This window comes from Singulisphaera acidiphila DSM 18658 (genome assembly GCF_000242455.2).
GTDB lineage: Bacteria > Planctomycetota > Planctomycetia > Isosphaerales > Isosphaeraceae > Singulisphaera > Singulisphaera acidiphila.
The window spans coordinates 1,152,771-1,164,877 of record NC_019892.1 but is presented as its reverse complement, the minus strand read 5'-3'; the positions used below and the strand labels follow the sequence as shown (position 1 = coordinate 1,164,877).

General features: G+C 63.3%; 6 protein-coding genes and 1 pseudogene. 1 reads left to right on the top strand and 6 read right to left on the bottom strand.

Features of this window, described 5'->3' with window-relative positions:
* Positions 1–211: 211 nt before the first annotated feature.
* Positions 212–376 (bottom strand): annotated as a pseudogene (locus tag SINAC_RS41755) (group II intron reverse transcriptase/maturase); the annotation flags it as partial.
* A gap of 392 nt (positions 377–768) precedes the next feature.
* On the opposite strand from SINAC_RS41755, the gene SINAC_RS04530 reads away from it, so the two are divergent.
* Positions 769–2,817 (top strand): recombinase family protein, encoded by a 2,049-nt coding sequence (locus SINAC_RS04530; protein ID WP_020465891.1) that lies wholly within the window; start codon positions 769–771, stop codon positions 2,815–2,817.
* Between the two features lie 9 nt (positions 2,818–2,826).
* Here SINAC_RS04530 and SINAC_RS04525 read toward each other — a convergent pair whose 3' ends face one another.
* The 5 genes from SINAC_RS04525 to SINAC_RS04505 all read right to left on the bottom strand — a co-directional run bounded on the left by SINAC_RS04525 (position 2,827) and on the right by SINAC_RS04505 (position 11,887).
* Complete coding sequence (locus SINAC_RS04525; protein ID WP_244884929.1) at positions 2,827–3,426, bottom strand: reverse transcriptase domain-containing protein; 600 nt, start codon at positions 3,424–3,426, stop codon at positions 2,827–2,829.
* A gap of 541 nt (positions 3,427–3,967) precedes the next feature.
* Positions 3,968–5,431, bottom strand: a complete 1,464-nt coding sequence (locus SINAC_RS04520; RefSeq protein ID WP_015244509.1) for a sulfatase family protein — start codon at positions 5,429–5,431, stop codon at positions 3,968–3,970.
* A gap of 127 nt (positions 5,432–5,558) precedes the next feature.
* On the bottom strand, positions 5,559–6,884 hold the full coding sequence (locus tag SINAC_RS04515) for a sulfatase family protein (protein ID WP_015244508.1): 1,326 nt from the start codon (positions 6,882–6,884) through the stop codon (positions 5,559–5,561).
* 49 nt (positions 6,885–6,933) lie between these two features.
* Positions 6,934–8,499, bottom strand: a complete 1,566-nt coding sequence (locus tag SINAC_RS04510; RefSeq protein WP_015244507.1) for a sulfatase family protein — start codon at positions 8,497–8,499, stop codon at positions 6,934–6,936.
* Between the two features lie 367 nt (positions 8,500–8,866).
* Positions 8,867–11,887: a PVC-type heme-binding CxxCH protein gene (locus SINAC_RS04505; protein WP_015244506.1), complete on the bottom strand. Its 3,021-nt coding sequence runs from the start codon at positions 11,885–11,887 to the stop codon at positions 8,867–8,869.
* Between the last annotated feature and the right edge of the window lie 220 nt (positions 11,888–12,107).

Genomic DNA, 12,107 nt, shown 5'->3' with positions numbered 1-12,107 from the left:
AGTGAACTCAAAATGGCGGGTGATGGGAGGGCTAAGGGTGGGCCTCCCTGGAGATGTGATCATGTCGACTCCTCCTCTCCGAGATCGCGGCCTTCGGCCTGCCTGGGATGGGGGTCGAACTGGGGCTGCCATCCGTGCCCGTACTTCGGTCGGAGCCGCGATCGGGAAATGACAGAGTCAGGGATTAGCGACGATTTTGCAACATTGTTGAGGGCGAGAGCGGACCGCCTTGCGGTGTCCCTTCATGACGCTTGGTGCAAACGCCATCTTGGAGCAACCCCGCTTCGAGGAAGCGACGCACGATCCGCAACAGGCGTTTGTCGGCGACGCGTCGGGCCAGCCGCGCCATCAGGATGTCATGGTTGACCCGGTCAAACGAGACGCCAACAGAATGCCCTCCTCCACAACCCGACTCTTCCGGATCCGGACGAGATCGAGGTCACCGAGCCCTCACACCCCCTCTTCGGCCGGCGATTCCCCATACGTCACATCAGCCGTCAGCCGGATAGCCCCGGCTATGTCTATGTCGCTTACCGCGAGTTCATGACGCTCAGGATCCCCTTGCCGGCGACCCCACTCGGCGCACCCTGTCACACCACGTCGACTCGTACCAAACTCACGGTGGAAGCGATCCAGAATCTCCTTTCACTGGTCGAGAGGTGCGAAGCACCATGTCCATCCCGCCCGGAGTCGTCTGGAACCGACTCCCCCAAACCATGAGGCAGCAGGTCCGCCGAGACATCACAGCCGTTATTCATGATATTCTTCATGAGTACATTAGATTTCATCAAACCGTTCCACCTTGGCCGCCTGGCGATTCTCTACATCCGCCAGTCCAGCCCCCACCAAGTCCTGACCAACCAGGAGAGCACCAGGCTCCAGTATGCCCTCAGGCAACGCGCCCTTGAACTCGGCTGGTACGAGGACCAGATCCGGATCATCGACGAGGATCAGGGCCGAACCGCCAGCACCACCGAAGGACGACACGGCCTTAAGGAACTCGCAAGTCTCATTACACTCGAACATGTCGGAATTATTTTCACGACCGAAGTCGCTCGGCTCTGCCGCAACTGCTCGGACTGGTTTCCCTTGCTCGACATCTGCGGCTATCGCAACTGCCTCATCGCCGATCGCGACGGCATCCACGACCCGTCCTCAATCGACGGTCGTTTCCTCCTGGGGATGAAAGGCCAGATCTCGGAACTGGAACTGCATACGCTCCGGGGCCGCCTGACCGCGGGCCTCCTCAACAAAGCCCAGCGTGGCGAGTTGGCATTGGCCCTGCCCGTCGGACTCATTCGCGACTCCCTGAATCAGGTGGTCAAGCACCCCGACATCGAGGTCCAGGACCGGATCGCCCTGATCTTCGAGACCTTCCTCCGGGTCAAGTCGGCCACCCAGGTCGTGCGCTCCTTCAACAGCGACGACCTCCTGATCCCCCGCAAGGACGACCTTGGGGACATCGCCTGGCGCCGGCCGACGGTCCCCGCGATCTGCTCCACCTTGGAGAATCCCGCCTATGCCGGGGCATTCGTATACGGGCGGACGCGTTTCGCGCTGAAACCGGGTTCGACCCACGAGCGTACCCAGAAGAGGCTCCCCATGGGAGAATGGAAGATCCGGATCAACGACAAGTATCCCGCCTACATCGACTGGGCGACGTTCGAGGCGATCCAGGCCATGCTCCAGGACAATTGCAGCGAATACGACCGCAACAAGACCCGCGGGGTGCCCAGGCCGGGTAAGGCACTCCTCCAGGGGATCGTTCACTGCGGCGAATGCGGGCACCAGATGGTCGTGCAGTATAAACCAAAGACTCACTATATCTGCAATTTTCTCCGGCAGCAGTACCAGGTCCCCGTCTGCCAATACCTCCCGGCCGATCCGATCGATGATTTTGTCGTGCGAACGTTCTTCGCGGCCCTCGCGCCGGCCGAGTTGGACCTCTATGACGAGGCCGCCGCTGCGCTTCGACGCGAGGCCGAGACGGTCGATCGCGCCCGGAGGGAGCAGATCGATCGGCTCCGCTACCAGGCCCGTCTGGCCGAGCGGCAATTCCACCGGGCCGATCCTGACAACCGGCTCGTGACCGCCGAGTTGGAGCGACGCTGGGAGACCGCCTTGCGAGAACTCCGGCAGGCTGAAGATTCCTATCAGCGTGCCGTCCTTAGCAAAGAGACAACTCCGCCGATCCCGCCCGAGTTGAGGAGTGCCTTCGAGCAGTTCGGACGGAATCTTCCTGGCCTCTGGGAGCAGGGTGGCCTCGCTCAGCCCCAAAAGAAGACGCTGCTCCGCTGCCTGATCGACAAGGTCGTCATCCGCCGCCTGGCTCCCGACTCGGTCCAGGCGAGAATCGTCTGGAAGGGGGGAGACACGACCACCGCGGTGATCCCGGTCACGGTGAACTCCCTGGCCCGCCTGTCGACGGCCGAGGAGATGGAGGCGACGATCGTCAGCTTGGCTCGGCAGGGGAAGTCGGATCAGGAGATTGCCAAGCACTTGACCCGGCAGGGCCATCGCTCTCCGAAAGGCCCCATCGTGCTGGTCAGCACGGTCCAGATCATTCGCCTTCGCCATCGGCTCTTCGTCAAGTCGCATCAGTCGCACGCGCGTCGGATCCCTGGCCACCTCACCGTGTCTCAAATCGCCGAGCGGCTTCAAGTCTCGACGCACTGGGTCTATGACCGGATTCATAACGGCACGATCCAGATCGAGCGCGACCCGAATTTCAAGCTGTTTTTGTTTCCGGATTCATCAGTGAGCATCACCCTACTTGAGCAACTCAAGGCGGGAGAGATCCAGGAGGTTCGCTTGTAGAAAGGGGTATCACCATGCGTGATCGAAGAACTTTTCCAGATCCATGTCCACCACGATGACCCGGCCCTCAGCCACGTACTTCCGAGCCTGGAACAGGGCATTGTGCGCCCCACGCTTCGGTCGAAAGCCATAGCTGGAGTCCGAGAAGGTCGGGTCCAGCAAGGGTTCCAGCACTTGGAGGATCGCTTGTTGCACGAGGCGGTCGATGACCGTCGGGATGCCCAATTGTCGTACCCCGCCGCCGGGTTTGGGGATTTGCACCCCGCGCACCGGTTGCGGTCGATACGTGCCGTCAAGTAACGACGCGACGAGTTCCTCTTTATGCCCGGCGAGCCAGTCACGGACACCGCCGATGGTCATCCCATCGACACCGGCCGCTCCCTGGTTCGCCTTCACCCGCTTGTAGGCTCGGTTCAGGTTCTCGCGAGCGCAGACCTCTTCCAACAGACGTTCGGTCAAGGCTCGTACTTGGTCGGACGCCGCGGGCATTTGCGACTCCTCGATCGTTCCAGGTGGGGTGCCGCCCGCCCCAGAGTCGTCGTGGCGCAGATCCTCCTCCAGTCCCTCGAAGAGGAGCCGTTGGTAGAGCCTGTTTGTCGGTCGCTCCATGCCCATCGAGTCGTTCCAGACTGGTCCTTGGCAAGAAAGATTCGGCCCTTCGTCGGTGGCTACCGACTACTACGGCCTCGGCTGACTTCTCCCACCTCATCCCGCCCCGTTGCCGGGTCGGTGCTCCGGTTCGCCCGGACGAGGTGGGAGATCTCCCAGGGTAAGTCGTGAGTCCTTCGCTCGGGCCTCGCCGGATTTACCTCCGCGCGTGTCTGGATGACTTTCGGGCGTCCCCGTCCATTGCCGGGTTACCCCACCGCGTCGGCCTTGTATCCGGTTTCTGTTCGTCGAGTCCGAGGTTATGGCATCGGCTTCCTTCAGATCCCACCTCACGGTGGGCACCCTTGCCTAGCCTTGCGGTTCCGGTCATCACGGCCCGCAGAGGACTTGCACCTCCGAGATTCACGACATGCCTGGCGCACAAAAAAGAGATCTCGCCTCATTTTGAAGGCGAGATCTCCTACCTCTAAAATCGAGTCATGAAGTCAGCATTCAATCGCCAGAGCCTGTCCATAAGCTAAAAATGAGGCTCGCGTGGCCCTTATTTCACTGCGTTCTTTCTCCTCGCCTTCTTTGCCACGCCCGGGCCATTGGGATCGGCCACGGGCTTGGTGGCTCCCTTGGCTGCTGCGACCTCGGCGGGTTCCGGGATTTGACCTTGATCGTTCGACTCCTCAATCCAACGTTCCAATTCAACGCGAAGCCGCTTGAGTACGGCCTGGTTCGCGGGATCCGGGGAGTCGACGAGGTTGTGGATCTCGTACGGATCGCTCTCGAGATCGTAGAACTCTTCCGGGGGCATGGTGGGGGCCGCCAGAACGGCCTGGGTGGGGGTCAGCTTGCCCTGGGCAGCGAGTTCCTTGATCAGGTTCCAGACCGGGTAGGACCGCTCCTTGTAGTCGTTCGCCTGCAAGAAAGGACGCTCGGGCATGAAGTTGCGGATATAGCGGTAGCGGGCGTCGCGGACCGTGCGGAACCGGAAGACGGTCTCGTCGCAGCGGTCGCGGGCACCAAAGACGTAGCGGCGAGGGGGCTCGGCCCGATCGCCGAGGAAGACCTGCCCCTGCATCCCGGCCGGCTTCTTCTGGCCGGCCGCCACGTCAAGGAGCGTCGGCAGCAGGTCGATCGCCGCCACCAACTGATCATCCACCGCGCCCGCGCGATAGTGGGCGGGCGCGGGAAGGGACGCGGGCCAGCGGACGATCAAGGGGACGTGCAGACCTTCCTCGTAACAGAACTGCTTGCCTCGGACGTGCGCTTCGCCATGGTCGGACGTGAACACGACGATCGTCCGCGCTGCCAGGCCATCGGCGTCGAGTTGCCGAAGGATCCGGCCGACCTTCTCGTCGAGTTCGGTGGCAGCGTCGAGGTACTTGGCATAATCCTCGCGTGTGACCGGATGGTCGGGATAGTAAGGGGGGATGATGACCTTGGCCGGATCGGCCCGCTTCGGGGAGACGAAGGCGCGGTGAGTCTCTTTGAAATTCACTTGCGCCAGGAATGGCTGATGTGTTTTCAAATCCTCCCAACGGCCGGAGTCGAACGGCTTCTCCTCTGCGGTAAAGTTCCAGTCGGTCTTACCGGTGCCGGTCACGTTCGCGCTGGCGGGGAAGGTTCGGACGTTGGCGGTGAAGTAGCCGGCGTCGCGGAACCAGGCGGGGGCGATCCGGACGCCAGCGGGAAGTTGATAGCCATCGTCACGGTGCGACCGATGGTTGTGGGCGCCGATGGTGGTCTGATACATGCCCGTCATGAACGCCGAGCGGCTGACCGAGCAGACCGGGGCCGTGGTGTAGGCCCTCGTGTAGCGCACCCCATCGGCGGCCAGTTTGTCGATATTCGGGGTCCAAACTTGCTGGGTGCCGTAGCAGCCCAGGTGGGGCCCAAAATCCTCGGCGACGAGCCAGAGGATATTGGGGCGATCGGCAGGCGCGGCGAGGCCTGGTCTCGAAACGAAGGACGTCCCGAGCAACATGGCCAAGGTCAGTAAACGATGGCTTCGCATGACAATCTCCCATCCACGGCACAAGAAATCCTGACGCGGCTTCAACCCCAGGCAAAAGTCTTTCGAGCAGGACGGCCAGCCCGGCCGTTGGGAATGACAGCGGCGGCCCCGCTGCGTCCTGACCGGGTTACAGTCGATTCGAAGTGGCGGGCCACCACGTGTTGAGGAGCGTCTTCAAGTGCTCAACTTTCTCTGGATGCCGAGTCGCGAGATTGGTCGTCTCGCCCGGATCGTGCGCGAGGTCGTACAGTTCCGCGGTGGTGTCGGGCGTGTTCTGGGGCGCGGGGAGGATGAGCTTCCAGTCCCCCTCAATGGCCCAGCGATTGCGGAGGCTGCTGGCAGGATCTCGGATGTCCACGGCGTTATGGGTGAAGATCTCGCCGAAGATCGCCTTCCGCCGGTCCACCGCGTCGTTGTCGAGCAGGTTGAGCCCCTGCATCTCGGACGGCGGTTGCAGACCAACCGCGGCCAGGATCGTCGGCGCGAGGTCGATTGAGAGCACAGGTTGCTCGGAGACTCTCGGCTCAATGTGGCCGGACCAGCGGATCATGATCGGGGTCCGGATTCCCCCCTCGTTGGGCGACTGCTTCGAGCGCGGGGCGAACCGGTCGGCATCCGGATTCTGAATCCAGCCGTTGTCGGCGAGAAAGAGAACCATCGTGTCCTTCGCCAACCCTTGCTCGTCGAGATGGTCGAGGAGTTGCCCGCAAGTCTCATCAAACCATTCGCACATCGCCCAATACTTGGCGATCTCGAGCGTAGGGGCGGAGGCCTGGTACTTGGCGAGCAGTCGGGCCGGAGGCGTGTGGGGCGAGTGCGGCATCATCGGCGCATACCAGAGAAAAAAGGGGTCCTTCTGGCTCTTCGCCTGATCGATAAACTCGAAAACCTCGGTCATCCCTTGCCGGCCGATCTTCAACCCCTCATCACCATGGCGGCCCCCTCTATCAGGATCGCCCTGAGTCATGCCGGCGGTGAAACCACCGTGCCGATAGTTCCCACCCCACCACTTGCCTGCCTGGAAACTCTGGTAACCCTTGGTTCCAAGCGCCTTCGGCAAGCTCGGGCACCGATCAAAATTCGCGATCATCTCTTCGCGAGCGGCACGGTAACCGGGGTCTTGATGCGCAGCGAGTCCCACCTTGCCAGCGGGCAGCGGAGGATCGTTGCTCGTGACCTTGTGCTGGTGGGGGTAGAGCCCCGTCAGGATCGACGCCAGGCTCGGCGAACAGAGACTCGACGGGACGTATCCACGTCGAAAGGTCAACGACTGAACCGACAGCCGGTCCAGGTTCGGGGTCCGAATGTGACGGTGGCCCATGAAAGAAAAGTCGCCGAACGCTTGGTCATCGGAAATGATCATGACAACGTTCGGAGGGGTGGCGAACGCGGGGGCACCGCAGGCCAGGGCGAGGGCCAACCAAAGGAAGCGGGAGAGGGCTCTCGACGTCATCGCGCATTTCTCCTCATCACAATACACAAGCAAATACAAACAAGCTCACTTAGCGTTTTTCTGCTCCATGAATCCGGACCGATCCGGCATTCTCCTGCGCGAGGCCGGGCGTGCTTCGTCCCTCGGCCACGTAACGCTCGAGGAGTTTCGTCAGTCGGTCGACGACCTCGGGATGATCGGCCTGAAGGTTCCGGCGTTCGCCAAGGTCACGTTCGAGGTTGAAGAGTTGGACTGGGGGAAGTCCCTTCGCCTCGGGGCGGCCAGGGCGAGGCTCGCTCCACCCCCCGGAGTCGGGGCAGAGCGCCAGCTTCCACGGCCCCTGGCGGATCGCGAACGAGCCATCAATCGAGTGGTGGACGGTGGCCTCACGCACCGGCGTTTGGGCACTCCCCACGAGGTCGGGGAGGATGTTCACACTGTCCTCACCCGCATCCGCCGGCAGACTGGCACCGACAATCGCGGCAGAGGTGGCCAGCAAGTCGGTCAAGCAGATCGTATCGTGGCAGGTGGAGCCGGCTGGAACCTTGCCGGGCCAGCGGGCGAGGAACGGGATGCGGTGGCCCCCCTCGAAGATATCGGCCTTGTGACCGCGGAGAGGACCACTCGGGTGATGCCCCTGCTTGGCGAGCGCGGGGAAGTCCGCCGAGGGAGAGCAGCCGTTGTCGCTGGTAAAGATCACCAAGGTCGTGCCGGTCATCGCGTTGCGATCGAGCGCATCGAGCACCCGGCCGACCGTAGCGTCGACTTGCATGACAAAGTCGCCATAGGTGCCGATCTTGCTCCGACCCCGGAACTCATCGTCAGGGACGATCGGGGTATGCGGAGCAGCCAGGGGAAAGTAGAGGAAGAACGGCCGGGCCTTCACTTTTTCCTGTTTGCCGCACCTGTCGATAAATTCGACCGCCTTGGCCGTGAGCGTGGGGAGAACGCCCACCGCCTCGAAATCCGCATGCGCAGGGCCTTTCCGGATGTACGTCTTCTCGGTGGTGGGGACTCCCACGCTGCGGTCATCGTGAAGATAAAGATACGGCGGCATATCGAGCGACGCGCTGATGCCATAGTACATGTCGAACCCAACGGACGTGGGTCCGTGTGCGATCGGCTGGGTGTAGTCGACGGCGGCCATTTTCTCCTTCGCGTCGATCTCGTCGCTGAAGGTGAGAGGACGCGAGGTGCCCCAGTCAAACCCGAGGTGCCACTTGCCGACACAGGCCGTTTGATAGCCCTGTTGTTGGAGAAGCGCGGCGACCGTCAATCGTCCCGGCTCGATCAGAGGGGGGGAGTAGCCGCCGAGGACCCCTTTTTTCAGGCGTGACCGCCAGGCATACCGACCCGTCAGGATGCCGTATCGCGTCGGCGTGCAGACCGACGAACCGGAGTGTGCATCGGTGAAAGTCATCCCCTGTTCGGCCAGGCGGTCGAGGTTCGGTGTGGCGATCTTCGAGTCGGGGTTCAGGCAATGAACATCGCCATACCCCAGGTCGTCGGCCAGGATATAGACAATGTTCGGCCGATCCACGGTCGCCTCCGCGCGGGCGTCGGCTCGAGCCAAGGACAGGGTGACGAGCAGGATCAGAGGCAGGTGGAATCCGTGACGCTCGAGTTGCGTTCGCATGGGATCTCCCCCACTCAAAGGAGTCGGTTGAGGGTGGGTTCCAACGGTTGGGATTCGTGGATACGCCGGCCCTCTCGCACGGGCAAGAGGACCGGCCAGTGTAGGCCACCAGCCCTGGAAAAGCCATGTGCCTGCTTTGTGCTGACAGCTTGCTCGGTGGGGTCGGGGCGGCTTCATATCGCTCCCTCTGGTCGGTTCTCCCGCAAAAAGAGGACCACGAAGCCTGCCCGTCAAAGGGACGACGGAATTGGTGGGCCGCGTCCACCCAGTATCAAGGCATACAAAAAAACTCCCCCACGCGGGCGGTGAAGGCCACGTGGAGGAGTCGTCAAGAAATCAAGTTTGCCCTATGGGAGGGGACGAGGGTTTACTTCGCAGAGGTGCCCGCCGGGGCAGGCCCGGGGCCGGGGCCGCTGGTCCCTTGGAGGGAACGCAGGTAGGAGATCAGGTCGGCCAGGGCTTGGGGATCGAGTCCCTGTTCCAACCCTTCAGGCATGAGGGAAAGACCCGTCGAGGCAATCTCCTCGATCTGCTTGCGGGTCACGACGTCGAGCGCCCCTTCGGCCCGCTTCAGGGTGACGGCGCCGGCGGTCTCCTCGGCGATCAGGCCGGAGAGCGAACGGCCGTCAACCGTGATCACGACATAGTTGAGATAGTTCGGAGCGACTTCGCGATTGGGGTCGAGGATATGGATCAGCAAGTCTTCAGGCGAGCGGCCCGTGACGGTGGCCAGGTCAGGTCCGACCTGGGCCCCCGCGCCCTCCGCCCGATGGCAGGTGGCACAGACCTTGGTGAAGACGGTCTTCCCCTTGGCCGGCTCGCCCGTCAGTTCCAGGGCCTTGCGATACTGAGTGATGACCGCGCCCCGGTCGGGCCGCGCCTCTTTGGACAGGAGTGCCTCGGCCCGGGCGCGGATCGTACGGTCAGGAATCACGAGCAGGCCCTTGCGGCGGGCAGGGTCGAGCTCGGCGGCTGCGATCGTCTTGGACTCGATTCCATCGAGCAAGGCAGTGAGCCGTTCCCGGCGTGTGAAGAGGGCCTCGGCGGCCTCGCGACGCACGGCAGGGCCCATCGCCTTCCAGTGGGCGACAATCGCCGGGCCCACCCGAGGATCCGGATGTGCGGCCAACGACTGAATGGCCGCAAGCTGAACCGTGCCGGGCTGTCGCGCATCCAGCAGGTCGGGCAAGACTTTCAAGGCGTCGTCAGCCGAGCCCAAGGCCAGCAAGCCAATCGCGTCGACACGCGCCGCCGGCGCTCCCTCGCCCACCGCGACCTGAGCAGCCTTGGCAAAGAGCGGCGCGATCTTTCCGGCAGCCGGACCGCTCAGGACATCACGGAGCGATCCCCCCGAGCGCTGAAGGCCACGGCCCAGGCCGAGGACCGCCACGCGCGCGAGCCCAGGGTCAGACTGACCACCGGCGAACCGGTCGAGGAAGGCCCGGACGTCGTCGGCCCGATTCTCGGTGCCGATCAACATCGCAAGCTCGCCCAGCCAATCCCGCCCCTCGTTCGATTCAAAAAAGCCCGGCTTGGCCGCCAGCGCCTCGATCAAGGCCCGAGTCCGCCCGCCGATCGAGCTGAGCACGGCCGTCCGAGTCCAACGGTCCGAAGCATCCTCAGCGGCGATCAGCGCCAACGCTTTCGCCGCCCCGGGATCGGTGACGTCGCCCAACGCCAGGGCCACCTGGAACCGGACCGTCGCATCCGGATCGGTAGCCAGGCCGAGGAGAGCCTCCCGAACCGCGTCGCTCGAATTGGCCCGCGCCCCGGCCAGCTTCGCGGCTTGCTCACGCACTCCCGGCTCGGCATCCGCCAAAGCCGTCCCAATCAGGTCGTCGTCGAGTCCTCCCAGAACGGAGAGCGTCCACAAGGCATGCGCACGGGCCAGGGCGTTGGGCCGCGAACGTGCCAGATCCTTCAGGGGTGCGATTGCAGACTTGTCGTCATGTTCGATCAAGAGGCGCTGGGCGGTATCGCGCCACCAGGCGTCAGGATCGGCCAGGTGTTGAACCAGTTCGACGGTCGTCGCCTTGTTCAAGGTCGGCTTGGCGCGTCGTTTGAAGCCGTCGGGGAGGAGCTCATAGAGCCGGCCCCGGTCGCGTCCGCTGGTCAGGTCAAGGTGCTTCTTGATCGGTTCCGGGATCGAGATCGGGTGCTCGATGGTCTCACGGTACATATCGAGGATCATCAAAGTCCCGTAGGGGGTGTTGGCGAAGTTCACCGGGCGGAACCAATTATCCGTCGAGGCCAGGAACTCGACCCCTTCGTCGGCGCGCTTGGCCTGAAGGATCGCCCCGTTCTTGGTGATGATCTTGCGATGCACGAGATTGCCGCCAACGTCTCCGACGAATGCGTTGTTGCGATATTCAGGCGCGTAGGCGGACCCTCGATAAATCGTGACGCCAGTGGCTGAAGTGAAGAAGCCGGCCGCGTACAGCTCCGAGGGACTGGCTTTAGCAACGAAATTCGGGTCGGCCACCCGCTGTCGCGTGCGCACGACCCGCCAAGGCTCCGGCGGGCTGAGCCGGAAGACGGGGCCCGCTCCCCCTTCAACGGCGATGTCGGTGGTCACGGTAGTCGCAGTCAGGGCAGGGTTCCGCTCCAGGTCGCGGGCCGGCAAGACCACCTGGCGGATGTGGTTGCTGTTGCTGCACACGAACCGGTGGCCCCAGTCGTCGACGGCGTGGCCGAACTGCCCGCCGCCGGAAATCGCCTCGAAGGCCGACCCGTCGGGCTTGAACCGAAAGTCGCGTCCGCGGACCGAAACCGGCTTGAGGCCGGGCTGCGACGGATTCACAATGTCGCCGCCATTGGTCCCCGCCGCCCCGTAAATCCAGCCGTCGTTGCCCCAGAGCAGGCCGTTGAGCAAGCCTTGCACATTCTTGTCGTCAAAACCGGTGAACACGACTCTGCGAATATCGGCCTTACCGTCTCCGTCCGTATCCTTGGCATAGATGATGTCGGGCACCGAGGTGATGAAGACTCCGCCGTCGTACGGCACGATCCCGGTCGGCCATGACAGCTCTTTGAGGAACTCGTGCCGCTTCTCGAACGTCCCATCGCCGTCGGCGTCCTCCAGCAGGCTGATCCCACCGGTCGGCACAGGTTCAGCGAACGGGTAGCCGCGCATCTCGACAGCGTAGAGCCGACCATCGGCGTCGTAGCAGACGGCGACCGGGCTATGGACCATCGGTTCGACGGCCGCCTGCTTGAGCGTAAAGCCCGCGTGGAGCTTGAACGTGCTCGGCGCATCGGCCGGCTCATGGGCGGGGATTCGAGGAAGTTCCTTGGCGAGGTCGTCCTCCTGCCCCCAGCCGACGGTCAGGCAGAGGGCCACGGCGGCTGCGACGGCCAGGGCATGCTTCAGCGAGGCGGTAAGTCGCATGGCAAGCGATTCCTGAGACTATTGAAGAGGCCAAGTCTGAAAAAAAGGGGCGTCTTCGCGAGTTCAGCCGCGAACGCGAACCCAGGCGGTCAAACACGTCACGTCACAAAGGGGGGGGCGTGGGTGGTTCCGCCGCGAGATTCGTCGAGCGACGACTCGCCGGAGACTTCGATCCTTCGGCCATCAGGCCAGCCGCCGGGGAGGACGTCAGGATCGAACT